At 32.9% G+C, this 26,298-nt stretch carries 20 protein-coding genes and 1 pseudogene; 9 read left to right on the top strand and 12 right to left on the bottom strand.

Annotated elements, in window-relative coordinates; translation table 11 throughout:
• Window positions 1–62: 62 nt before the first annotated feature.
• From H277_RS0100580 to amaB, 3 genes are all read right to left on the bottom strand, one after another.
• Entirely contained in the window at window positions 63–842 is a 780-nt protein-coding gene (locus H277_RS0100580) for a Cof-type HAD-IIB family hydrolase (RefSeq protein WP_019973611.1), read from the bottom strand.
• Between the two features lie 63 nt (window positions 843–905).
• Complete coding sequence (gene lat, locus H277_RS0100575; protein ID WP_019973610.1) at window positions 906–2,195, bottom strand: L-lysine 6-transaminase; 1,290 nt, start codon at window positions 2,193–2,195, stop codon at window positions 906–908.
• A gap of 12 nt (window positions 2,196–2,207) precedes the next feature.
• Window positions 2,208–3,737: an L-piperidine-6-carboxylate dehydrogenase gene (amaB, locus tag H277_RS0100570; RefSeq protein ID WP_019973609.1), complete on the bottom strand. Its 1,530-nt coding sequence runs from the start codon at window positions 3,735–3,737 to the stop codon at window positions 2,208–2,210.
• Window positions 3,738–3,877: 140 nt separating this feature from the next.
• Here amaB and H277_RS0100565 point away from each other — a divergent pair, with 140 nt between their 5' ends.
• Together H277_RS0100565 and H277_RS0100560 are read left to right on the top strand one after the other, a co-directional pair.
• Window positions 3,878–5,044 carry an acyl-CoA dehydrogenase family protein gene (locus tag H277_RS0100565; RefSeq protein ID WP_019973608.1) on the top strand — a complete coding sequence of 389 codons (1,167 nt, stop codon included), beginning with the start codon at window positions 3,878–3,880 and terminating at the stop codon, window positions 5,042–5,044.
• Between the two features lie 73 nt (window positions 5,045–5,117).
• Window positions 5,118–6,794: a PNGase F N-terminal domain-containing protein gene (locus tag H277_RS0100560; RefSeq protein ID WP_019973607.1), complete on the top strand. Its 1,677-nt coding sequence runs from the start codon at window positions 5,118–5,120 to the stop codon at window positions 6,792–6,794.
• Window positions 6,795–6,853: 59 nt separating this feature from the next.
• On the opposite strand, the gene H277_RS0100555 is transcribed toward H277_RS0100560, so the two are convergent.
• Window positions 6,854–7,789: an alpha/beta fold hydrolase gene (locus H277_RS0100555; protein WP_019973606.1), complete on the bottom strand. Its 936-nt coding sequence runs from the start codon at window positions 7,787–7,789 to the stop codon at window positions 6,854–6,856.
• Window positions 7,790–7,838: 49 nt separating this feature from the next.
• Window positions 7,839–8,609: a helix-turn-helix domain-containing protein gene (locus tag H277_RS0100550; RefSeq protein ID WP_033422511.1), complete on the bottom strand. Its 771-nt coding sequence runs from the start codon at window positions 8,607–8,609 to the stop codon at window positions 7,839–7,841.
• 95 nt (window positions 8,610–8,704) lie between these two features.
• On the opposite strand from H277_RS0100550, the gene H277_RS0100545 reads away from it, so the two are divergent.
• Window positions 8,705–9,901 carry a CynX/NimT family MFS transporter gene (locus H277_RS0100545; protein ID WP_019973604.1) on the top strand — a complete coding sequence of 399 codons (1,197 nt, stop codon included), beginning with the start codon at window positions 8,705–8,707 and terminating at the stop codon, window positions 9,899–9,901.
• A 252-nt stretch (window positions 9,902–10,153) separates the two neighbouring features.
• Here H277_RS0100545 and H277_RS0100540 read toward each other — a convergent pair whose 3' ends face one another.
• Window positions 10,154–11,485 (bottom strand): metal-dependent hydrolase family protein, encoded by a 1,332-nt coding sequence (locus H277_RS0100540; protein WP_019973603.1) that lies wholly within the window; start codon window positions 11,483–11,485, stop codon window positions 10,154–10,156.
• 184 nt (window positions 11,486–11,669) lie between these two features.
• Here H277_RS0100540 and H277_RS0100535 point away from each other — a divergent pair, with 184 nt between their 5' ends.
• The gene (locus tag H277_RS0100535; RefSeq protein WP_019973602.1) at window positions 11,670–12,752 is read left to right on the top strand and encodes a PCMD domain-containing protein; all 1,083 of its coding nucleotides are present in this window, start codon (window positions 11,670–11,672) and stop codon (window positions 12,750–12,752) included.
• Between the two features lie 4 nt (window positions 12,753–12,756).
• Window positions 12,757–13,551, top strand: coding sequence for an outer membrane beta-barrel protein (locus H277_RS0100530; protein ID WP_019973601.1), 795 nt, complete (start codon window positions 12,757–12,759; stop codon window positions 13,549–13,551).
• 105 nt (window positions 13,552–13,656) lie between these two features.
• Here the strand turns inward: H277_RS0100530 and H277_RS0100525 are convergent, their stop codons facing one another.
• On the bottom strand, window positions 13,657–14,394 hold the full coding sequence (locus H277_RS0100525) for a metallophosphoesterase family protein (RefSeq protein ID WP_019973600.1): 738 nt from the start codon (window positions 14,392–14,394) through the stop codon (window positions 13,657–13,659).
• A gap of 235 nt (window positions 14,395–14,629) precedes the next feature.
• On the opposite strand from H277_RS0100525, the gene H277_RS0100520 reads away from it, so the two are divergent.
• The 4 genes and pseudogenes from H277_RS0100520 to H277_RS0100510 all read left to right on the top strand — a co-directional run bounded on the left by H277_RS0100520 (window position 14,630) and on the right by H277_RS0100510 (window position 18,377).
• Complete coding sequence (locus H277_RS0100520; RefSeq protein ID WP_019973599.1) at window positions 14,630–15,499, top strand: heme/hemin ABC transporter substrate-binding protein; 870 nt, start codon at window positions 14,630–14,632, stop codon at window positions 15,497–15,499.
• 23 nt (window positions 15,500–15,522) lie between these two features.
• Window positions 15,523–16,554, top strand: a complete 1,032-nt coding sequence (locus H277_RS0100515) for a FecCD family ABC transporter permease (RefSeq protein ID WP_026357322.1) — start codon at window positions 15,523–15,525, stop codon at window positions 16,552–16,554.
• Window positions 16,554–17,258, top strand: a pseudogene (locus H277_RS19885) (heme ABC transporter ATP-binding protein); the annotation flags it as partial. The gene H277_RS0100515 and the pseudogene H277_RS19885, both read left to right, overlap by 1 nt.
• An 81-nt stretch (window positions 17,259–17,339) precedes the next feature.
• Complete coding sequence (locus H277_RS0100510; RefSeq protein WP_026357321.1) at window positions 17,340–18,377, top strand: hemin-degrading factor; 1,038 nt, start codon at window positions 17,340–17,342, stop codon at window positions 18,375–18,377.
• Window positions 18,378–18,546: 169 nt separating this feature from the next.
• Here H277_RS0100510 and H277_RS0100505 read toward each other — a convergent pair whose 3' ends face one another.
• The 5 genes from H277_RS0100505 to H277_RS0100485 form a co-directional block, all read right to left on the bottom strand.
• A complete protein-coding gene (locus H277_RS0100505) occupies window positions 18,547–19,803 on the bottom strand; it encodes a T9SS type A sorting domain-containing protein (RefSeq protein WP_019973596.1) in 1,257 nt (418 codons plus the stop codon).
• Between the two features lie 113 nt (window positions 19,804–19,916).
• Entirely contained in the window at window positions 19,917–21,311 is a 1,395-nt protein-coding gene (locus tag H277_RS0100500) for an HmuY family protein (protein WP_019973595.1), read from the bottom strand.
• Between the two features lie 9 nt (window positions 21,312–21,320).
• Complete coding sequence (locus tag H277_RS0100495; protein ID WP_019973594.1) at window positions 21,321–23,462, bottom strand: TonB-dependent receptor plug domain-containing protein; 2,142 nt, start codon at window positions 23,460–23,462, stop codon at window positions 21,321–21,323.
• 377 nt (window positions 23,463–23,839) lie between these two features.
• Window positions 23,840–24,100 carry a hypothetical protein gene (locus H277_RS0100490; RefSeq protein ID WP_026357320.1) on the bottom strand — a complete coding sequence of 87 codons (261 nt, stop codon included), beginning with the start codon at window positions 24,098–24,100 and terminating at the stop codon, window positions 23,840–23,842.
• A gap of 6 nt (window positions 24,101–24,106) precedes the next feature.
• Window positions 24,107–26,281 carry a helix-turn-helix domain-containing protein gene (locus tag H277_RS0100485; protein WP_146810280.1) on the bottom strand — a complete coding sequence of 725 codons (2,175 nt, stop codon included), beginning with the start codon at window positions 26,279–26,281 and terminating at the stop codon, window positions 24,107–24,109.
• Window positions 26,282–26,298 lie beyond the last annotated feature (17 nt).

Here is a 26,298-nt window from a genome sequence, read left to right as displayed (position 1 = left end):
TTCTATTTTTGTAGAAATATAAGAAGATATTTAAATTCTACAAAAATAGAAGTTATTTTTTTTTAAATTATTTCATAATATTTCAATGCATTCCAAATTCCATGATCATCGGCAGAAGTTGTGACATGATCAGCCGCTTGTCTCACATTATCTTTTGCATCTCCCATTGCAACACCAATTTTACAGCCTTTCAACATACTAATATCATTACCTCCATCTCCAAAGGACATCGTTTTCGATAAATTTAAATTATCACGATCCGCCATTCGTTCTATCCCTCTCATTTTACTAATATCTTTAGGGTTTATATCTGCAAAATATTCTATCCAGCGGGTTCCGATGCTATTGATTAGTACATTTTCCATTAAGTATTTTTCTTGTTCTTCATCAACAAAGAAATTCATCTGCATAATATTATCTTTTGGTAAAGTTCTAGGATCTACAACTTCGGGAACTTCCATTCCAAAATAAGCAAATGATTTTTCCACTTTTTCATTAATCCTATTAATACTAAATGCATTTTTTGTCATATATGAAAACGAGAAAGGATACTCTTCATCGTAACGTAACAACGCTTCTATGTCATTTGGATCAATGTAATCGACAAAAAATGTCTCGCGATTTCCATCAGAACACATACCTCCATTGTTATTGATGTAACCATCAAAGCCATATTCAAAAACATGTGTTGGCATATCCACCATGTTACGTCCTGTTGCAATGTATATTTTTTTGTTTTTTTGTTTTAATAATTTCAATGCCTCAATTGTAGAATCACTTATTTCATGGTTTTCAAACCCTTGTAATGTTCCATCAAAATCGAAGAAAAAAGAATCTATCATATGTACTTGTTTATCTTATATTCAAAATTAAAAAAGCAACCTCAATTTGGTTGCTTTTTCGTTTTATTTTAATGCTAATTTAATAATTTCTATCGCTTTATTGGTATCTTCTTCAGAAATATTAAGATGAGGCCGCATTCGGACCGAATTTTCACCACACGGTAAAATAATCATATGATGATCAAAACATGTTTTGATAAATTCTGAACGGTTCTGATCAGAATCAAAATCAAATGCAATGAACAGTCCTAATCCTCGAACCGAATGTATTTTTTTTGTTTCTTTGGCTATCTCATTTAGTTTATTGATGATATATTTTCCTTTTTCCGCTGCGTTATCAACCAGATTTTCTTGTTCGATGACTTCTAAAATCAATTTAAAACGCAACATATCAATATAGTTTCCTCCAAAAGTAGAATTGATACGACTTGATTCCTTGAAAACATTGTTTGGTATTTGATCCAATTTTTCTTTGTTGGCTAAAATTCCACATACCTGCGTTTTCTTTCCAAATGAAATAATATCCGGAACCACATCATAATGTTGAAAAGCCCACATTTTACCAGTCATTCCCATTCCTGTCTGCACCTCATCAAAAATCAATAAAATCTCTTCTTTGTCGCAGATTGCTCTTAGCGTTTGAAAAAATTCTTTCCGAAAGAAATTATCTCCTCCTTCTCCCTGAATTGGTTCTATAATAATACAAGCCACTTTATTTTTTCGATCAGAAAGTGTTTTTTCAATTTGTTCTATAGCCTGTTTCTCATGTTCTATTGTTTTGGAAAGATTTTCTTCTGTAACAGGATACTGAATTTTTGGATTATCAATTCGAGGCCAGTTAAACTTTGGAAAATATTCATATTTTCGAGGATCTTTCGTATTTGTCAACGATAAAGTATAGCCAGAACGCCCGTGAAATGCCTGTTTGAAATGAATTACTTCCCCCGCTTCCTGCTCTATTCCTCTTGAAATATTTAATCTCGTTTTCCAATCAAAAGCTGCTTTCAAGGCATTTTCAACCGCTAATGTTCCTCCGGATATGAAGAATAAATACTGTAATTCTTTCGGCATTGCAACACGCTCAAACGTATCAATTAAATCGGCATAATCCTTTGTATAAATATCTGACATTGCAGGTTTATTGACCGCATTTCGCCCTAAAAAATCAATTTTTGACATCAAATGTGGGTGATTATATCCAATAGCTGTCGATGCAAACATCGAAAATAAATCCAAATATTCCACCCCATTTTCATCTACTACATAAGAACCATGCGATTTATCCATATCCATTACGATTGGATACCCATCTGCCAATATATGTTTTGCTAATCTTTCGTGTACTGTACTCATTGTAAAATCTTTTTAAAAATCAAACTTAATCCCCTGTGCCAATGGCACTTCTGTCGAATAATTTATCGTATTGGTTTGTCGTCGCATATAGGCTTTCCATGCATCAGATCCCGATTCACGACCTCCTCCGGTTTCTTTTTCTCCGCCAAATGCTCCGCCAATTTCCGCTCCTGAAGTTCCGATATTCACATTTGCGATACCACAATCAGAACCTTGCTGACTTAAAAATAATTCAGCTTCGCGAAGATTATTTGTCATAATTGAAGAGGATAAACCTTGTGCAACATTATTCTGAATCTCTATCGCATTTCCTACATCACCAGTATATTTTATCAAATATAAAATTGGTGCAAATGTTTCTTTCTGTACAATATCAAAATGATTTTCAACCTCAGCAATTACAGGTTTCACATAACAGCCACTTTCGAAACCACTACCTTCCAAAACTCCTCCTTCAACAATAATTTTTCCTCCTTCTTTCTTAATTTCTTCTAATGCATTCGTGTACATTTCTACCGCATGCTTATCAATTAATGGCCCTACATGATTTGCCGCGTCCAAAGGATTTCCCATCTTTATTTGTTGATAGGCATTGACTAACGACTCTTTTACTTTATCATAAATCGATTCATGAATAATCAGACGGCGAGTAGTCGTACAACGTTGTCCGGCTGTACCAACTGCCCCAAAAACAGCTGAAGTCAACATAATCTTCAAATCGGCATCCGGCGTAACAATAATGGCATTATTACCGCCTAATTCTAAAATAGTTTTACCTAATCGGGCAGCCACAACTTTATTCACCTCAATTCCCATTCGAGTAGAACCTGTCGCTGAAACTAATGCCACACGGCGATCCTGTGCAATTAATTCACCAATCGACTTATCTCCCATCACCAAAGAAGAAACCCCTTCCGATATCTTATTTTTTGCCAAAACTTCGGCTAAAATATATTGACAGGCAACTGCACATAGTGGTGTTTTTTCACTAGGTTTCCAAACGACTACATCACCACAAACCAATGCCAAACAAGTGTTCCAGGCCCAAACTGCTACAGGAAAATTAAACGCAGAAATTATTCCCACAATTCCTAACGGATGATATTGGTCGTACATGCGATGCAAAGGTCTTTCTGAATGAATTGTTGAACCGTATAACTGACGTGATAAACCAACAGCAAAATCGCAGATATCAATCATTTCCTGTACTTCGCCCAGCCCTTCTTGGTACGATTTTCCCATCTCGTATGAAACTAATTTACCTAAAGCAGCTTTTTTTTCTCTAAGTTTATCACCAAACTGACGAATAATTTCACCACGCTTAGGTGCAGGAATCATACGCCATTCTTTAAAGGCTACTTCTGCTTTTTTAATCACATCTTCGTAATCCTCTTTAGTTGATGCCTTTACTTTTCCAATTAATTTACCGTCTACTGGCGAGTAAGAAGAGAACTCTTCACCTTTTCCGAACCAAGTATCTCCTGTTGATGTTCCGAAATTTTCGGAAGAAATACCTAACTCGTTTAATTCGTTTTCTATCATTTTTTGTGTTATTTTGTGGTTTTAATGTTGACCTAAATTAGTCAAAAGTTTCTAAAATTAAAATTTTTAATAAATATTATTCATAATAATTTTTAATTTAATGAATAATCGTTAGTTTTAATAAAATAAAACCGCATAAAATGAATTCAACTACAGATTATTTTAAGATTGATGATTTATTGACAGATGAGCACAAGTTAATTCGTCAATCTGTTCGAGATTTTGTGGACAACGAAATAAAACCTGTTATAGATGATGCTGCACAACATCATAAAGACATTCCGGGCTTGATGAAAAAATTAGGAGCCATTGGAGCATTAGGTCCTTATATTCCTGAAGAATATGGAGGAGCAGGATTAGACCAAATGTCGTATGGATTGATTATGCAAGAGTTAGAGCGCGGAGATTCTGCTGTTCGCTCGGCTGCTTCTGTTCAATCTTCATTGGTTATGTATCCAATTTATACGTTCGGTTCTGAAGAGCAAAAGCGTAAATATTTACCCAAATTAGCTACAGGAGAATTTGTTGGAAGTTTTGGGTTAACAGAACCTAATCACGGATCAAATCCGGGAGGAATGGAAACACGTTTAACAAAAAATGGTGATCATTATTTGTTGAATGGAGCAAAAATGTGGATTACCAACTCACCTATTTGTGACATTGCTGTTGTTTGGGCAAGAGATGAAGAAGGGAAAATACGAGGTGTCATCGTAGAACGTGAAATGCAAGGCTTCTCTACACCAGAGACATTAAATAAATGGTCGTTAAGAGCTTCTAAAACAGGAGAATTGGTTTTTGAGAATGTAAAAATCGAAGAAAGTCAAATTCTACCGGAAGTTAAAAGTTTACGCGGTCCTTTATCCTGTTTAAATTCTGCTCGTTATGGCATTTCTTGGGGGGTAATTGGTGCTGCAATCGATTGTTATGATTCTGCCTTGAAATATTCATTAGAACGTACACAATTTGGAAAGCCCATTGCTTCTTATCAATTGCAACAAAAAAAATTAGCTGAATTTATTACAGAGATTACAAAAGCACAATTGTTGTGTTGGCGATTAGGAACATTAAAAAATGAAAACAAAGCAACTTCTGAACAAATCTCAATGGCTAAACGCAATAATGTTAAAATGGCCTTGGATATAGCCCGAGAATCCCGTCAAATAATTGGTGCTATGGGAATTGTTGGAGATTTTCCAATGATGAGACATGCGGCGAATTTAGAGTCCGTTATCACTTACGAGGGAACGCATGATGTTCATTTATTGATAACTGGTGCAGATATAACGGGAATTAATGCATTTGTGTAAGATTATTTTTCATAAAATCAGATAATTTTATAGGTTTACAATTCTTTTGTAAACCTATTTATTTTTATCACACATGAAATTGAAATCTATTGTATTCTTTATTTTTTGTATTCAAGCCATTGTTTTGAATGCGCAAGAAACGTATAAAATTACGTATGAACGTTTTTCGAATGGGAAAAAAGTAGCGGAAAGTAATCCTATACAAGTCATTGCAAATACAAAAGAAACCATTATTGGAAAACAGCAAAGTTTTGCTGCTACCGCTACCTATCCTGACGAAATGTTTTATTACACCAAAACCAATCCGTCTGTTATTTCATTGATTACTCAATTCGATTCCATCCATTCGATCATCTCAAATGATTCGGTTTCATTTAATAAATCTGTTTTTACAATTTCGAAAGAAACAAAACGAATTCTGGGTTTACGCTGTAAAAAAGCAACAACAACTATTAATTCGAATACCATCGATGTTTGGTTCGTCGACAATATGGATATTAATGCTTCACCTACAATGGTCGGAATGAATTTAGGATTTGTTTTAGAATTTACGCGTAATAACAATATGACGGTTCGCGCTTCGAAAATTGAACGTCAAAAAGAGCCTGTTCCAAGTGAATTTATCAGCAAAGAATTACAACAAAAACCTGTTGATTTATTGACCTATAAAGATGTCATTTGGAAAAGTAAGTTCGTTGATATTCCTCTTTTATCAAATCAGCAAATTAATTTCAGCAATCACTTTTCTTCTAACGATTCGATTTATCGTTTTGCAAACGGAACTGTAGTTGTCAGAAAAATTAAACTTCCGTACATAAAAGAAGGGAGCCAATTATTTTTAAATGTTACGCAGCAATCAAATGGAGATGCTTATGACAGAACCGGCTCTGTATTTTTGATTCCTCAACATTCTAAAATCACGTTTATGGATGCTTTACAAAAAGGAATTAATCAATTACCCGTTTATACAGGTTCGAATGGAAAAAAATACCAAGGTTACTTTTGGACGGAGAATTATTCACCAACGATAGAATTTATGAGATTTTTCACCCCATTCGGAATCAATAAATTCAATCATATTCAATTAAAAAATCAAACATGGCAAACTGAAGCAAAGTATCGCCAAGAAATTACAGAATTCCAACATTTATTATCAAATCAAGAAGTGTTAATCGGTTTCTTTATTGGAAATTACGACCAAGGAGGTCATATAATTTCTGCTAATATTTCTGTACATCCTTCAAATTCGACTACTATTCCGAGTAAAAAAGTTCAACCTGTTTTTAATACTGCAAATGTAATGGAAATGGCCGGGCAGGAATATCCTTCTTTGTTTGAAAACCCAAATGGATTTACACTAGAATTTTCGTTGAAAGAAGATTACAATAATGCTAAATTACGTTTTATAACAACCGGACATGGTGGTTGGGAAAACGGTGACGAATTTGTGCCAAAAGAAAATAGTATATTCCTTGACGGACAAAACGTATTTAATATCATTCCATGGCGTCAAGACTGCGGTTCGTACCGTACTTATAACCCTGCTTCAGGAAATTTTGACAATGGTTTATCTTCTTCAGATTACAGTCGCTCTAATTGGTGTCCAGGCACCATTACCACTCCATTTTTTATTCATTTGGGTGATTTAAAAGCGGGAAAACATACGATACAAGTAAAAATTCCACAAGGAAGACCAGAAGGAAATAGTTTTAGTTACTGGAATGTTTCCGGTGTTCTTTTAGGAGAATAACAGCAATCAAAACATGCTTCATAAGTTTAAAATGAAGCATGTTTTATTTTGATCTCACCTTATTCATGATATGATTTGATTAAGTTCTTTTTCTGATTAATAATTTCAAACAACCAATCTGCTATCTCTTCAAATACTTTATCTTTAATGGATTCGTTTAATATTTCATGTCTCATATTGGGATATAATTTCATCGTCACATGTTGAAATCCATTCTCTTTTAAATCATAGAAACACTGTTTAACTCCTGTTCCAAAATTTCCTATCGGATCCTCTGCTCCACTTACAAAATGAATTGGCAAAGATTTCGGAATACCTTCTGTCCAATTCTTTTTCGTTGCTTGTATATTCAGATGAATTAATGTATAAAAACCATTTACAGTGAAAGGAATTCCACAAAGAGGGTCCTTTAAAAAAGCGAATCGATTTGATTCATCTAAACTAAGCCAATTTGTTTCTTGAATATTTTCTTCCTCTTTAAAATGTCTGTTGTTTGATTTCGAAAAAATAGTATTGAGCAATTTACTTCGTTTATGTGGAGCTATTTTGTTCAAAACACATAAAAAACTTTCCAATAATTTAATTCCCGGAACCCTTCCTCCTGTTCCCATAATTATTGCACCATCAAAATGGTTTCCACCTTCTTGAAGTAAACAACGCGTCACAAATGAACCCATTGAATGTCCTAAAATAAAATGGGGAATTGAAGGATATTGCTCTTCTACCCATTTTGCCATAATTTTAGTATTTTCAATCAATTTTTCTTTTGGATTTTCTAAACTAAAAAAACTATAATCCTCTTCATTTTTTGCCGTTCTTCCATGTCCCAAATGATCATACAACAAAACTAAAATTCCTTTATTCGCTAAATATTCAGCGAAAGCTTCGTATCGTCCACAATGTTCTTGCATGCCGTGCACGATGAGTAAAGTCGCTTTAATCTCATCTTCAGGAACAATCGTTTTATAATATATATTGTATGGTATATCCATCATTCTCGTGTTTTTGGTTGTAAGTAAATGTACCAAGAATTTAAATTTCTTCTTACTTTTTCAACTTAGGTTTTGATTTTGTAACTGTGAAATACGACGCGGTAAAAGCAGATAAACTTTTGTATCCCACTTTATAGGCAATTTCGCTTAATGTAAAATGATTGGTATCAATTAATTCAATGCTTTTTAAGATTCGGATTAATTGCATATATTTTTGAAGTGTAATTCCTGTTTCCTGTTTGAATATACGTTGTAAATTTCGGACAGACATATTTGCCTTTTCAGCTAATTCATCCAGATTAAAATGACTAGAATAATGATGGTTCATATATTCGCTGACAGGAATTAATCGTGTATCAACAAGAACTGGTAATTGCAAACTATAATTTTCATCACAAAAGTAAGGTAAACTGCAAAGCATCGCTTTCAAGAAAACACTTTGCTCCTTTTCTTCAACCAAATATTTATTCCATTTGGACGCATACAGCATCATTTCTTTAAGCACAGGCGGTGCAACAAAGACATGAATTGAATTGAAAAAATCTTGTTTCAAAACTTTTTTAAACAAAATAAGCATAGGATTAACTGTTTCTGCATCCGATGTTGTATGGTGTTTTTTATTTGCAGGAATCCAAATTACATGGTTTTGAGGAACTAAGTATATTTTTTGCTCAATATGGAAGTATTGATAACCTTCCTCTACATAGTTCAACTGGAAATAATCATGCGAATGTTCTTTTTCATCATGTTGCCATTTCTTTTCATACCATACGTAAGTGTTAGTTGCTATGCGGTCTGAGTATTCTCCAATTTTTTCTTTCATATTTCTACATTCAACTGTCGTTTTACATATAGTTTTTGGCAAAATTAATAAAAACGACATGATTAATTTTGTTATTGAAATTAAATCATCATAACATGGAGAAAAAACAATTAAACAATAAGAATATATGGATTGGAATAGGAGTAATCATATTTATTTCGGCTAATTTACGTGCACCTATCACAGCTGTAAGCCCTATTTTAGACGAAATAAAATCAGTATTAAAAATAGATAATTTTCAAGCCAGTTTACTTACATCAATTCCACTTATCGTCTTTGCAGCCTGCTCTATATTGGTTAGTAAAGCAGTACAAAAAATAAATATTCGACACGGAATCATTTATTCATTACTTATCTTAATCATTGGTTTATATATCCGCATTTATGGTAATGTAACCACTTTATATGCCGGCTCCTTATTAATGGGCTTAGGAATCTGCATAGGAAATGTATTGACTCCTGCATATATAAAAGATATTTTTCCTCATAAAATAGGTCTCATGACCGGTCTTTTTTCTGTATCAATGAGTTTAGTTGCAGCCTTTGCCTCTGGGTTGAGTATAGCAATTGGAAAATGGTCAAACGCAGGTTGGAAAGGCTCTTTAGGCATCTGGATAATTGGTGGAATTCTTGCTCTTTTTATCATCCTAGTTGATACATTAAAGAACAAAACTTCTACACAACCTCAAACAAATCATGTAAATCATGTTCAATTCAATATATTTCGCTCTAAACAAGCCTGGAATATTAGTATATTTATGGGAATTCAATCCTTAGTTTATTATTGCCTGGTTGCCTTATTACCCACTTTACTTATTGATTATGGAATGACAAAAACAGAGGCCGGTTGGGTATTTTCAGTTTTACAACTTGCTATGCTACCAGCTATGTTATTTAGTCCTGTTTTAGCAACTAAAATGAACAATCCCAAAGTCATGATTTACATCACTTCTGTTTTGTACATACTGGGAATTTCTATGTTTATTTTTTTTAAAGCTAAATACAGCTATATCAGTGCCATATTAATTGGAATAGCCGGAGGTTTTGCTTTTAGCCTTTCTATTCTATTTTTCTCATTGAGAAGTAAGACGATGGCCGGAACAATAAAAATTTCGGGGATGGCACAATCTATCGGTTATTTAATTGCTGCTTTTGGCCCTCCTATTTTTGGAAAACTATATGATGTAAATTCAACATGGAACTATTCTCTCTACTTCTTATTCCTATGTATCATCCTTATGACCTTTTTTGGAAAAAATGCCACAAAGCCTCTATTTATAGAAGAACACTAGTCTTAAAAGTATTGCTTGAAAAAAACTTCATAGTAAAGGTGAGGTTTTCTAAGCTTTATTTCGTATCATCTTCACAATGAGATTTTTTTGTTGGTTTTACAATACATCGCACTATTCTATTTTAACATTCCTAATTTTGCATACGATATTAAATACTACTAAAATCTTGTAGGAAATAAAAAAGAGGATAACAAAAAGGTCCCTCTTTTTTATTGATTGATTTAGAAAAGATAAAATTAAATCGTCTAAATCTTATTTTTTAGTTTTGATTGTATTTTTATAAATCTGGCCATCTTTTATAATAACTAAAAAGTTTTTTTCAGGATTTGCAATTAGAGACAAATCTTTTAAAGGGTTTCCATCTACCAATAACAAATCTGCCAGTGCTTGTTCTTCAATTACTCCCAATTTTCCCGGATATGGGCTACGTAAACCTGAAAGTTGTAACAATTCACCGTTATCTTGTGTAATCATTTTTAAAATTTCGGCGTTTGTAAACCATTTTTGAAGACGCAAAATATAACTATTTTGTTCATCGTTCAGCTCCGGCTCAAAAAGGAAATCCGTTCCCCAGGCCAATTTAACTCCTAATTTTTTCGCCAATGGCCATACTTTGTCCTGACCATCCAATACCGGTTTACGCTTTTCTTTACGTTGCGCATCCATATTGTCATTATTATCCATTAAGTTTTGTAAGCTTAACCAAACATTTTTCTGTGCTAATAATTTCAACGTTTCTTCATCCAGCATCTGACCATGTTCAATTGACTTTACACCGGCTTCTACAGCACGTTGTACTGCTCTTGGTGTATAAGCATGCACCATTACGTACGTTCCCCAATCTTCTGCAGCATCCACAGCAGCTTTCATTTCATCAAAAGTATATTGAGTAACATCAATCGGATCATATGCAGAAGAGGTCCCGCCACCAGCCATCAATTTGATTTGGCTCGCTCCGAAGCGCAAATTTTCTCTTGTTGCTGTTAATACCTCATCCCTGCCGTCTGCAATGAAAGTTGCACCTAATAACTCGGCACGAGAAGGTTTTCCAAAAAAACGACGAGATCGCTCGTCCGGTGTTCTAAAATCTCCATGTCCGGCAGTCTGACTAATTGTTGCTCCAGAAGGCCAGATACGTGGCCCGGAAACTTTACCTTTATCAATGGCTAATTTCAAAGGAAAAATTGGTCCTCCTGCATCGCGAACACTTGTAAATCCACGCATCAGCATTTTTTGAGAAGCTTCTCCTACTTTACTCATCAACAATTCTTCAGACATTTCAGGCGACATCATTTGCGCCATTGTTAAAGAACCAAATACCATATGAACATGCACATCAATTAAGCCCGGCATCAATGTTTTTCCTCCTCCATTAATTTTTACAACATCTGGTCCATTTGTTGAAATAGCAGATGTACTAATTTTCTGAATTTTTTGCCCCGAAACCAATACATTCATAGGTGAAGTAAGTGATTTTGTTTGATGATCTAAAATTCTAACATTTTCAATTAAAATTTGTTTTGTTTGTGCAAAAGTAAATGTGGTCGAGAGAAGAAAAAGTGTTAATAATGACTTAATTTTCATAAATATGTTCGTTTATTTTCCCAAGGTACGACGAAAGCTTAAAATTTTTCTAATAAAACCATATGATATATTGACTATTTTATAGATTTGTTTGATAACAGAGAAAACGCAAGGCTATATGAAAGTAAATAATCAACATATTGAATTTCTTTTTCATTAATTTTAACTATTCAATTCAAAAACAATGATAAAAAAGGATACTATTTTAGTTTTTTTCCTTCTACCTTTTATGCTCTCTTCTTGTATACAAGAAGAAGAATTGGATACAAATGCAGACATTCTCGAAGCTTATATTCCTCCTCAATATTTGAAAACTGATCCAATTATTACAAATAATTCTATCGAATTCAGAGTGAAATCTAATATTGATCTAAAAAATCAAGCTCCTGTATTCATTTTATCACCAAACGCAACTATTGATCCGGTTAATGGAACTCTTCGCGATTATACGACCACTCAGACTGCCGTCGTAACAGCTCAGGATAAACGTTGGAAAAAAGTATATACCATAAGTTTCAATATTGATGAATTGAGTACGTCTTATTCTTTTAATCAAGCTGAATTAACAGATAAAGACAGGTATTATCGTTTTTATACCATTGGTTCTAATGGAGATAAAATATATGATTGGGCAACTGGAAATTCCGGTTATGTAACAGTTGCCGGAGATAAAACACCTGACGAATATCCAACAACTGTTGCAGAAGGAAGATCCGGTGGTTATGCAGCCAAAATGCAAACAGTTTATACAAGTAGTTTTGCAGCAGCAACCGGAAATCCAATCGCGGCAGGAAATTTATTTTTAGGAAGTTTCAAAACAAATCTGTTTAATACACTAAAATCAACAAAATTTGGATTACCATATTCAGGAGAATTACCAAAATCTGTCCGTACATACTATAAATACAAAGCCGGTAAAGAAGTAAGAAACCAAGACTTCAACCCAATTCCCGGAGCAGTCGATACATTTGATATTTATGCGATTATTTTCGAATCTCAAGCAAAAGAAAACTATTTATATGGCGATCACAATTTCAAAGATCCGAGAAATGTTGCCATTGCAAGAGTTTCCGCAGCTGATCGCTTGGAAACTTCAAATTGGAGAGAAATCAATTTTCCTTTTAAATTAGTTGAAGGCAAAAAATACGATCCCTCTAAAGAATATGTCTTGGCAATTGTAATGTCTTCAAGTATTGATGGAGCTTATTTTACGGGTGCTATCGGAAGTACATTAATCGTTGACAAATTAGAATTAATTTACAACTAAAACCATGAAAAAAAAATATAAAAAAATAACTATCATTGTTTTAACATTCAATTCTTTTCTCATCAGTTTTGCGCAGGAAATAGATAATTTAGAACAAAATAAAACTTCCTTTTTTAAAAAGAATGTAGACTACCAAGCAAGAGCTCAATTTAGTATCGGAGGAGCTTCACCTATAGGTATCCCAGCAGAAATTAGAAAAATCGAAAGCTATAATCCGACTTTACAACTGGGAATTGGAATAAACGCAACAAAATGGCTCAACGATAAACAAAAGTATGGAATTCGTGTTGGCTTATATATGGAAGGCCGTGGAATGAAAACGCAAGCAAAAGTAAAAAACTATTATACCCAAATACAAGACGATACAGGTGCTCAGACAAAAGGTTTCTTTACAGGACATGTGATTACAGAAATGGACAATGCCTATATTTCTGTTCCTGTTTTATTCGTTTGGAATGCCTCTAACAATTGGAATTTTTATGGAGGATTTTATTTTTCCGGTTTGATCGATAAATCGTTTTCCGGCTATATTTATGATGGTACTTTTAGAGAAGGCAGTCCGATCGGCGAACCAACAACATTCGAAAACACAGCAAAAGGATTATATGATTTTTCCGATAACCTAAGTCCTTTTCAATGGGGAAGTCAGCTAGGAACTGAATTCAAAATAAAGAGTAACTTCAGCATTTTTTTAGATGCAACAATGGGGCACAAACAAATATTTAAAAAGAATTTTGAAGCCATTTCATTCAAAATGTATTCAATTTATGGAAATGCAGGTTTTGCTTATATTTTTTAAACAATCTATTCATAAATCAAATTAATAAGAGAACGTACTTCAAGTAAGGAAGTACTTTCTCTTATGACGTTACGACCAACTTTTACAGAATGACCTTTCTCATCATTATAAATTAAAATCTTTCGCTAAAAAATCACCATAAAAATCAGGAATTTCACTTGCGTAAATAGCTGAAATAACTTCTTGTACCGGATAATCTACCTTAACAATTTCTGCATTCACCTTATGTTCATTCAAAGTCAGAACACAATACGTGGCCTTTCTGTCCTCTTCTTTACTTCTTCCCACAGAGCCGCTATTTACAAAAAGTACATCCGAAATTTGTTGAATGTAAGATTGATGCGTATGCCCCATCACCAGAACATTTATCGCTTTTTCTTTTAATTTCGAATACATTTCTCTTTTTTCATCAGATTCATAAACATATTCATCATTGCTGTGAAGACTAGCATGAACCAACAAAATTTTTTGATAGGATTTACCTATCTTGTATACTAATTCTAACTGATAAGGAAGCGTTGACAACCACTCTTTATGTTCTGAAATAACATGCTGTTTACTATGATTGATTGCTTGAATCCGGTTTTCCGTTTCATCATCATCATGATGAGTTAATGGAATTATAGGCAAATCAAATGCGATTCGCTCGTCATGATTTCCAAGAATACAAGGAATTCTATTGTTTCGAAAAAATGAAATGACTTCGTTACTCCAAGGTGCAAAATCGACCAAATCTCCTAAACAATATACATGAGAAATATTTTTTTTCTTAATGTCTGCAAGCACCTCATTCAATGCCACTATATTTCCATGAATGTCACTAATTATAGCTATTTGTATCATTGATTGTTTAAATATCAAATAACTAATTTAGAAATTTATCTTAAGGTTGGAAAGATGATTTTCTTTAATATGGTATGATTATTATCAATTTTAAAATTGAAAAAAGAATTATCCTATTCTAATCCTTTCGATCAAAATCTACATTATTTTATTTAAAATTAATCTAAATAAAAATTGCTCAACTGAATCTTTTTCGCAATATTTGTGCTTTAATTTAGACTTAATACAAATAATAATGAAAAAACTATTTATTTCTACTGCAATCTTAGCATTACTTGCAAGTTGTAATAATAAGGACGCAAAAGCTGAAAACTCAGATGATGTAAAAACTGAATCAACAACATCCAATGAAAAAATTGTTTCTTTAAATGGCGCAATTACAGAAGTTTTAGCGGATTTGGGAGAACAAAACAATCTGGTTGGTGTGGATGTAACAAGTACTTATCCTGCTTCTGTAAAAGAAAAAGCAGAAGATTTGGGACATGTGCGTTCTTTATCAATTGAAGCTTTATTGGCTTTGAAACCAACAAAAGTTTATGCAACAGATAAAGATTTGAATCCGGAACAAATTGCCCAGTTAAAAAATGCAGGTATTCAGACAGAAATTATTAAACAAGATTATTCTATTGACGGCACAAAAGAATTGGTAAAAACAATCGCAACTTCATTAAACAAACAAGATTTTGAAGCAATCAATACAAAAATTGATACAGATTTAAAAGCTTTAAAACCTTTAGCTACAAAACCAAAAGTTCTATTCATTTATGCCCGAGGAGCAGGAAACTTAATGGTTGCCGGAACCAATACACCGATGGAAAAAATCATTGGAATTGCCGGAGGACAAAATGCGATAACGGAATTTGAAGATTTTAAACCATTAACTCCTGAAGCAGTTGTAAAAGGAAATCCTGATTATATTTTAATGTTTGACAAAGGCTTGGAAAGCATGGGAGGAATTGACGGTGTCCTAAAATTAGAAGGTGTTGCGTCAACAAATGCCGGTAAAAACAAAAAAATAATTGCAATGGATGGACAGCTAGTTTCTGGTTTTGGGCCTCGTGTAGGGCAGGCTGCTGTACAATTAAACCAACTACTTCAACAATAAATAAAATAAAGACTTAAAATAATATGTATCCGCAAATTAGAATACATCTTTCAGTGTTAAGTTTAAGCATCTTAAGTATAGCTATTATGGCTTTATTTTTAGGTGTTTATCAATTTAACGAATCCATCCTTTCCATTATCAATAAAGCTTTTACCAATAGAACCGCCATCAATGACAGTGATTATTACGTCCTTTTCGAATTGAGATTACCTCGAATCATTCTGTCTATTTTAGTTGGCTCTGGTTTAGCTGTAGCCGGAACATGTTTACAAGGAATCTTCAAAAATCCTTTGGCATCTCCGGATTTGATTGGAATTACATCGGGAAGTATTTTGTTTGCGGCAATTACAATTGTCTTAGGAGGATATATTAAAGATTTTGTCCCGGAACTCATTCATTACTCATTACTTAGTTTGATGGCATTTGTAGGTGCAATGTGTTCAACTGTTTTTGTTTACAGAATTTCTTCACACCATCAAAAAACAAACATTACCATTTTACTGTTATCCGGCGTTGCAATATCTGCTCTTTGTGGTTCTGCAACAGGCCTTTTGACTTATCTATCAACAGAAGAAGAACTACGTAACTTAACATTTTGGACATTAGGTAGTATTGCAAGTGCCAACTGGGACAAAATCTTAATTTTGGGAATAGTTATCAGCGTCAGTTTTTTCTTTTTAATCGGAAAAGGAAAAACATTGAACGCGATGATGTTAGGCGAAAAAGATGCTGAGCATCTGGGTATTAATGTTGAAAAAACAAAAAGACAAATTATTGTTTTTTCAGCTTTATTGGTAGGAACGATTGTTTCTTTCACCGGAACAATTGGTTTTGTAGGATTAATCGTTCCATATATTTTACGGTTAATCTTCAAATCAAATTATGTCATTATTCTTCCTCTATCTGCATTCTTAGGCGCAATATTGGTTATCGTTGCAGATACAATCAGTCGTACTTTGGTTTCCCCATCTGAAATTCCAATTGGAATTTTAACTTCATTAATGGGAGCACCTGTGTTTATTTCAATTTTAATGAATTATAAAAAATCATTGTAATGTTAACTGTAGAAAATATAAATTATCAATACAAATCATTCAAGATTTTAGAGACCGTTTCATTTGATGCCAAAGCAGGTAAGATGATTGCAATCGTTGGTCCAAACGGAGCCGGAAAATCTTCTTTACTGAGTTACATCGCAAATGAAATTGATCCCAACGAAAATTTGATTCGATTAAAAGACATTGCATTAAAAAATTGGAAAAAAGAAGATCTGCCTCAACATAAAGCAAAATTCTCGCAACATCAACCGACAGATATTCCATTATCTGTAAAAGAAGTGGTCTTAATGGGCCGTTATCCTTATTTCCAAAACGCACCTCAACAAAAAGACATCGATTCGGTTGAATATTGGATGACTAAAACCGATATCAACCATTTAAAAGACAGGGATTACGTTCATCTTTCCGGTGGTGAAAAACAACGGGTACATTTGGCCCGTGTTTTTACGCAGCTGGAAAATGAAGTCAATCGAAAACTACTATTATTAGACGAACCTTTGAATAATTTAGACATTTCTCATCAATTTAATTTGTTAGAAATTTTAAATGAATTCAAACAAAAAGGAAATTTAGTGATTTTGGTTATGCATGACCTTAATCTGGCATCACAATTTGCGGATGAAGTTATTTTGATGAACAAGGGAAAGATTGTTTACCAGGATAGCCCGGAAAAAGTTTTTCAACCCGAAATCATTTCCAAAATTTACCGATTTCCTTGTACAATTTGTAAAAACCCAATCGACCAGAAACCACTTATTTTATTTGGTAAAAAAACAATTACAATGAATACTATTACAGATTTAAAAAAACAATGGGACGACTTGAAAGCAAGTCAACCCAAAATTAGAATTCGCAATGCTGCAAAAGAATTAGGAGTAAGCGAAATGGAACTTTTAGCAACTCAGTTAGGAGATCATGTAACAAGATTAAAACCTGAATTTGCTGCAATTTTACAAGAAATTGAATCGTTTGGAAAAGTGATGGCTCTTACTCGTAATAACGAATGTGTACACGAACGAAAAGGGGTTTACCTGAATGGAGATTTTTCTTCTCCTCACGCTCAGTTATTTGTTGGTGAAGACATTGATATGCGCATTTTCCTAAACCATTGGAAAACGGCTTTTGCAGTAACTGAACCATCTGAACACGGAGAGCGCAAAAGTTTGCAGTTTTTTGGAAAAGACGGAGAGGCTATTCACAAAATATACTTAGTACCACAAAGTAATGTTGATGCATTTGATGCTTTGGTGGAGAAATATAAAAACGACGATCAACAAACAATTCCGACAACGGAAATGGTTGAGAATAATGTAACAGAAAAGGCGGACGAAGAAATTGATGTAGAAGGATTTCGTCAAGCTTGGATCGATTTAAAAGACACTCACAATTTCTTTACCATGCTACGCAAATATGGCGTAACACGTACGCAAGCATTACGTTTAGCTCCTACAGATTACCATGCAAAACAAATTTCTAAAGAAGCAATTGTTCAATTGTTAGAAAAATCTGCAGAAACACAAACACCAATTATGGTTTTCACCGGTAATAAAGGGAATATACAAATTCATACAGGTGAAGTAAAACGTACCATGTGGCATGAAAACTGGTTCAATATCCTCGATCCGGATTTTAATATGCATTTGGATATGGATAAAATTGCTTCTACTTGGATCGTGAGAAAACCAACTGAAGATGGAATTGTAACAGCTATTGAAGTTTTTAATGATAAAGGAGAAATCATTGTACAATTCTTTGGAAAAAGAAAGCCCGGCATTCCTGAATTAGAAGAATGGCGCGAGATTGTAGCTGGTTTAAATTAAATATTTTTAAGCTGAAAATCCAACCAATTTATATATCACACTAAATATCTTCCCGATTAATTCTTTCTATTAATCGGGAATTTTTGTTATATGTTGAATCTTTTGAAATAAAAAAGGTCGTCTAAAAAAGACGACCCTCCACAAAGAGACAAATAAAGTACTCAAAACTTTATTGCAAAACTATTTTTTTCGTTTCCACTTTATCTGCATTCTGTACTTTTACGATGTAAATTCCTGCAGGAAGTTTAGATAACTGAATTGATTTATTTGTAAATGAAGATGTTGGTTGATATGTTTCCTGGTGTACCAATTGTCCATTCATCGAATAAACCTGAATATTCAATGGAGATGACTTCGCGTCTTGCGAATTGTACACTAAGTTGATTGTTTTTGGTTGAGAAGAATTTGTATAAATCTCAAATTTTGTTTTTGATAATTCTGTTGTTCCTAAATTAGCTGTTACATTTTCGTAATCAAACGTTATTTTTCCTGTTGATGTACCTTCAAATGTTTTGAAAACTAATTTATAAATTTGATTTGTAGATGTATTTTTGATGAAATGATTCGTTGGTGTTATTGTATAAGATCCAGATCCGAAATTATATGCTTTCCAATCATATCCTATGGTATTAATATCTGCTGTATAAGCTTTATCATCAGCTGGATTTCCTGAATCAGTTTTCGCAACTTTTACCAAATCGCTTTGTAAAACTCCTGTTACAGTATACATCACAACATCACCATCATTCGTTGTTATAGGTGTAATATATTTTGTAAATATTAAATCCCATTTGCTTTGTTCCGGTTCCGGGTTTACAGCTTTATCAGCTAATAAACTATAATAATTGAATAAATTATTTGGATTGGTTTTATGTGCAAGATTTACTTTTTTATCTTCTGACCATACGCCATTTACCAATTTAGAATAGGTAAAATTATATTCTCCTAAAGGCGCCGCTAAATTATCTATTTTTAATTTCACATATTCTCCTGTTGTATATTCTAAAACAAAAATAATAGAACCGTTTACATAATGATTGGCAATATTATAATTTCCCCAACCATAAGGAGCCGAACCGTTATTAAAAGCACCTTCTTGCCAATCTTTATCTGAGTTGTATAAAGGTGTCCAAGAAGAAAGGTGATCAATATTCACCGCATTCCATGTTGAAATATCATTCGAAGCTTCATATACCTGCACTCCTGCCCCATCATTTACCCTAATTCCTGTAGACATATTCGATTTACGGTAAAATGCAATATCCCAATCACTTCTATTTACTGCTTGAGTAGATTGATTTGCCAATCCGTAATACACATCATTTGCATAACCTGCTCCCATTGCGACTTCACCTTTTATTGTTTGCGCATTAACAGCGACAGAAGTCAACAGAATAGTTGCTAAAAGTGTAAACTTGTTTTTCATGATATAATAATTTTTAATTGTTTAATTGGAATTAGAACCGTCAATCTGAGACATTTTATTCTGATCCATTTATTCTCAGACTGACAAATTCTAATCACTAATAATGAGTATGTTTATTTTATAAGTTTATATTCAAATTTTGGATAACCTCTCACGTCAGAAGCAGTAAGAAAAGCCAACATTTTTATTTTGTAGTAATTATTTTCTGCGTCTTTTATGATATAAAATCGATCTGCAAATAATTTTTGAGGTTTTGTGACTTGCCGCCAAGAATCTCCAATTGCACGTTGATCATTCATAAATTTTGATTCATCAATCATTGATTCGTTAAAAGTTTCGTACGTAATTTTATCCGTTACATCAACACGATATGCTTTTGCACCAGCTTTTAAATTATTCACAACAAAATCCGAATAACCATATGATCCATTCCCTTCGATAAGATTCGTAAAAACGGTAAAGTTTAAGTCCCATTCTAATTTTGGAGGTTCTACATTGACAATATCATTTGTCGTAAAACTGAAGTGAACAAAGTTATGTGTCGTATTTTTCGAAATCACTTTCTCCTGATAGGTTGTTTCATCCAGATTCGCATATTGCATCACATAATGCTCGTCTCTCTTGATAAATTTCACTTTTTTCCAACCACGCGGATTTCCCGCAACAGCTGCAGAACCAGCTGCCGGCGTTGCTGTTCCGACTTCGTATCCCATATTCAGGAGATAAACAGGATTATCTGTTTCTTTTATCTCGGCAATCGCCGTTTGCAAAATATCACCTGCAGGATGATCGATATACTCTTTATTTGAATCGACAAATGTTCCTACTGCAACTTCATTGATTAGATTTCCTACAGAGGCTTTTGTTACTTTTGATAGATCTGTTTCATCCAATGCTTTTACCGCCATATAAATTGAAGAATTTAATTCTACACGAAAATAAGTTCCATTATAAAAACCTAAATCCCACGAATCTCTTTTTACTTTTGTTTGTGTATCTTTACTTAAGTCTATAAAAACTTGATAAGGTTGATTAGGTCCTCCTATTTCAGGATCCATAGATCCACCAATTGAAACTTCAAAAGAAATTTTAGTTGACGTATTTCCTTGAATAATCGATTCAGGATAATCGATTTTCGTAATCTCAAATTGAATTAATTTATCTGAACGATCAAATGGATAAATCAAATTTTTAAATGTAAAACTTGTTGATGTTTCTCCTTTTTTTATCGGAAGAATAATTTCGTGATTTGTAACAGCAACAGAAGTAGAATAATCTACATTATAAGTAGCTTTATCTTCGGTTATTTTAATATGAATTTGACCATCCTGCTCTGCAACTTTAGAATAAATTAATTGAATCGTTTCTTCATTATCAATCTTACTAAAATCAATGCTTGGATGTTTAAAAGCCACCACAAAATCTTGTCCAATAGGATGACTATCTTCATTACACGACCATAAAAACGAAAGACTAAACAATAAGGTATAAATAAATATTTTTTTCATGTTTTTTGATTAATTAATTCCTAAATTGAACGTTAGTTTTGCAAAATATGAACGCCCATATCCATATAAAATACTTGTAGATCCTGTAGAGTGTGCTCCATCATTAGAAGAGCTTGTGTTTAGCCTTTTTACATCAAATAAATTTCGAGCTCCAATCGTCAAATCAAACTTTTTATTCCAAAAACTTTGTTTTATTGATGCATCCATCCAATGAAAAGCCTCCCGCTTTCCTTTCACCAAAATCTGCTCTATTGGGTTAGAAGGATTTTTTTTCGGAACAAATTGTTCTTCTTCTCCATTGTATTTATAAAAAACAGAGAAAATTGTACTTGTTTTTGGTACACTATATGATATGTTTGTATTGACTTGCGCTGTATAGAAATACTTATTTTTAACTGTATTTACTCTCTCTATTTGATCAATATCTTGTTTAATTCCTGTTAACGTAAATCCAACACCTCCGGAAAATTGACCTATATTAAATTGATTTAAATACGTAAAACCCTGTACATCATAGTTATCAATATTTCTATATTGATTTTTTTGAGGACTTTCTTGAATAATAATCAAACCAATTTTATCTTTCATATTAATTTTCCATAACGACACTTTTTGTTCAATCGTTGTATGAGGTTCAATTTTCCAATTCTTTTTAAGGTGTAAGAAAGCAGAAACACCTTTTTCCGGATTCAAATTCTCATTTCCTTGTACATCATGATTCACATCTACAAAATAAGAATACATTTCATCGTAGTTAGGTAAACGAGGTGAGGTTCCAACTATAGCACGTAACTCCCACTCTTTACCAAATAAATATTTTGCACTCAAACTCATCACATATTGTGTATCAAACTGCTCCGAAAACATTACACGTGCTCCCGGACGAAACGAAAGTTTATCATTGAAATTAATTTCAGAAGAAGCAAAAAAATCGTAGGTACCTAATTTTCTCTCAATTGGGTTTTTGATGAATTCCCCTGATGCCGGAGAAGCAAATCCCTTGGTTTGGTCGATTTCATAACCAAATTGAAAATCGAAGAATTCATTTTTATTGATAAAATTACTGAACATACCTTTCGAATAGTATACTTTACGACTTTCATATTCGAATTTATTGACATTATCTTCAATCCCTTTTAAAATCTCATAATCATATTCTTTTACCTTTCTCTTTTGCTCTTGATATGAAAAAGACACATCATAATTAATCGCTTTCTTAAATCGTCCCGAAGCATTTAAGTGATTATAGATACGGTCTGTTGTAAATACTCGATCTTTTCCAAAATAATCATATGTATCTGTTGGTGTGTTCTTTATTTCTTTAGGATTAGGATCAAAAAATTTTGTTTCTTCGTTGAAATATTCGAATTTATAGAACAAGCGGTAATTATCTTTTTTATACTGTACAAATGCTTTCGTCGCATTTTGTTCTTTCGGCAACCATTCGTAACCTCTTAATCCATTATTATTCGGATAATTCTTGCCTTGTTTTTGATCAAAAAATCCCTGAAAATCATTACGTGAAAAACTTAAATTAGCATAGATTCTATCCGAAAATTTATGTCCGATTTTCAAGGATTGTATGTGTCTTCCTTTATTTTTCCAATTGTATTCGTCACCAATTGTTTCTTCTTGTAAAGTAGCTGAAATATCAAATTTATTCTTTCCTCCTTTTTTGGTGATAATGTTGATTACTCCGGCGATAGAATTTGCGCCATATTCCACTCCCATTGCTCCTTCTACAATTTCTATCTGTTGAATATCATCCAGGTTTATTTGTGTCAAATCTGTATTATTCCCTAAACCTTCGTCATTAATTAATGGAATATTATCCACTAAAATCTTAAAATATTGAGCATCCAGACCAAACATCTTGACTGTAGATTTTCCGGTAGAAGAACTTGGAATAATATTCATGTTCAATGTTTGATTCAATACATCAGCCAATGTGTTTCCTGCTTGTCGTTCTATCATTTCCTGTGAAATCACTTTTACTTCGTAAATAGATTTCTTAACCGATTGGGCATTGTATTGCCCGGAAATAACGGTCTGCTCCAAATCAATTGTAGGTTGAGATGAAATAGAATCATTTTCTTGTGCGTATAGAGTAATTGTAGTAAGTAAGCTTAGTAGAAAAAAGCGCCTCTTCATTTGTCTTTGTTTTATTATTTAGAATTAGTCTAATAATTAATAAAGCAAATGTAATCGAAATTTTTAATTTATTTTTATTTATTCTAAATTAATTTAGATTTCTATAAATTAAACTCATTTAATATTTTAAAAATAAACCTCTAAATCCCTCTTATATAAGAGGGATTTTCATATTTTTTATTCAGACACTTCACCCCATCAACAATATAGCTAGGCTCAAAAAAAAACTTCACAAAGAAAGCGAATGACAAAGAGTACTTGTTTAGCAAAAGAGTTGCAACCTATCAGCTCATATAGTATTTTGTAAAATAAAAAATGCCTGAGAAGTATCTCAGGCATGGTTAATTAAATAACATCACGTTTTTCGTTTACAAACTTTAATGGTTACTTTTTATTAATTTGTTTCTTCCATAATAACCCGCAATAATTGCCAACATTAACAACACTACAGTGTATGAATCTATAGGAGTTGTATCTACCGGATCGTCATCAGAATCGTGTCCTCCCGGATTCGTTGAACTGGTATTATTCTCACTAAAGAAACTAACATCAGATTGGTTTTCTGCAGCAAACAAGTTTGAAAAAGACAGTATTGAAAATAGGCCTCCCCACATTATATTTTTTAATCGTTTATTCATCTCAATTTATTTTACAATTATTTTTTTCGAAATTTTTGTCCCATCATATAATTCTATCCAAACAATGAGTACAGTTGCATTTGTATTCATTACAACACTTGTTTTCAAAGCATTTACGGAAGAAACTGTCTTGATTAATTTAGCTTCTAAATTGTATACTTTTATTGATTTTAGTTTTTCTGAAGACTGTACAAAAATTGTTTTTCCTTCTGTGTAAACATCGACTTTATTTCTTTCATTTAATTCATTTACATGAAGTAAACTGCTATCGTATACAATTTCAAATCGATCTGTAAAATACCCCTTGTCACTGATGAAATTGTAATTTTCTTTTGATAAATCCGTATACGTTTTTGTCTCTTTGTCTATTAAATAAACTGCTTGTCCTTGGGCAAAAACTCCATTTGCTTTAGAAAGCGAAATAGTATAATTTCCAGGAGTTAAAATCTTAATTGCCAGTTTAAATCGATCTTTCAAATCAAATTGACTTCCTCTCCCCTGGATCGACATTTCTTTCTGATCAAGCAGTGAATAAACTCCTGGATAGATTTGCATTGGTTCTGCATCAAAACTATTCTCATACATTTTTGTAGAACCTTCTTTATATCCTATCAAAGTAGAATTTAAAGACAGATTATCTTTTTGCAAACTCAACCAAAATTTATCGTCTTCATTATGTTTATAGGACACGACCTCATGATTTGAAACCCGCATACTGTTATTAAAAAACAACTGCATTGGTAACGGACCCGGTAATTTGTTTTCTGCTTGTACAATAAATCCCTGACCTACACCTATTACTGTGGAAGTAATCGAAGGATCACTCCATCCCATTTCATCTGTATAAATAATCCAATTGTTTCCTGTGAATTCACCATTCACTATTGGTTGACTGTGTGTCCAGACAAAGACATTCGAAATGTTTAAATTCGTATTCAACGCAATTAATTTCTTCAAATCAATTGGAGATGGATAAGGATTACCTACTGCATTATTTCCAACATTATTTTTTGTAAGCATTCTTGAAACAAATCCATTATTTGGAATCCCTGTAAAAGTTCCTTCAAATATTTTAGCAACACCTTCTCCATAATTATTAAAATTATTTGGAGCTCTGAAGGCGATGTATTCTCCTCGTTGAAAAACATCATTTTCATTGACATCGGCTACCCAAGCATTCGTATTTTCATTAAATCGATAAAAACGATTTTGAAGGGTTTTAGGCGATAACGCAAAAATATTTTGTCCGAAAACAGGAGAAGACCAATCCAAGGTTTCTAATCGATAAATTGGTTTCGATTGACGTTTGAAACTGATATTTCCTACATTGATTGCATTATCATTTTGTTGTATTAAATAAGCTCCATTTTCAAAAACAACTTGATTCGAAGGATTATCCACATTATTTACAACAGTATAGGTAATTCCTGAAGGAACAACTACGTTTGCTTCAAATGTCAACGATTTTGCTGTCAAATTATGAGTATAAGATTCTCGTAGAATAGCATCTTTAGTAGCTGTTGGCTCTCCATCGCTCCAAACTCCATTTTCCCAAATTGTTGGTAAAGGCGGTGTGACTTCTGTCCAGGTAAATGCGTCTAATCCAACATAATTTGTCGGATTACTTGTAGAAATTTCAAGTTCATTGATTTCATAATTTGAATAATTCATTCCATTTATATTTTTCAAATTAACTTGAACATATCCATTCGTCATAAGAGCATTTAAAGGAATATAAAGTGTTGTAAAAATAACTGTCCCATTCTCTTTTCCATTTATTGTAATTGGCGCAGGCATAATGAGAGGAAATTGTTGTAAATTATAATCAGCTAAAAAAAGATAAAAATTTTGCGAGGTAAAATTAAACCCTTCACTTTTTATCTTAAAACTTGGGTTAACTCCAAATTCTGCTGCACCATCATTATCAATGTATTTATTATCTATCGCTAAACCATTCCAACCTGTACCGGGATAATTTCCTTGTACACGGAATGTTCCTTGTGCATAATCTGCTGAGGGAGAACTTTCTATTTTAAATAATTTTCCATTACTTACAAAAGAATAACTGCCATTGTCTGCATTCTCAAAATCCTCAATATAAGGTAAATTTTGCGCAAATGAAAAAACAAATCCGAGAAGAAATACTAGTGTGAACGTATAATAATGTAAAGTTTTTTTCATCATTCTATTATTTTTTA

The organism is Empedobacter brevis NBRC 14943 = ATCC 43319, from assembly GCF_000382425.1.
GTDB lineage: Bacteria > Bacteroidota > Bacteroidia > Flavobacteriales > Weeksellaceae > Empedobacter > Empedobacter brevis.
Note: the sequence above shows the minus strand (reverse complement) of the source record. Positions and strands in the feature narration are given on the sequence as shown.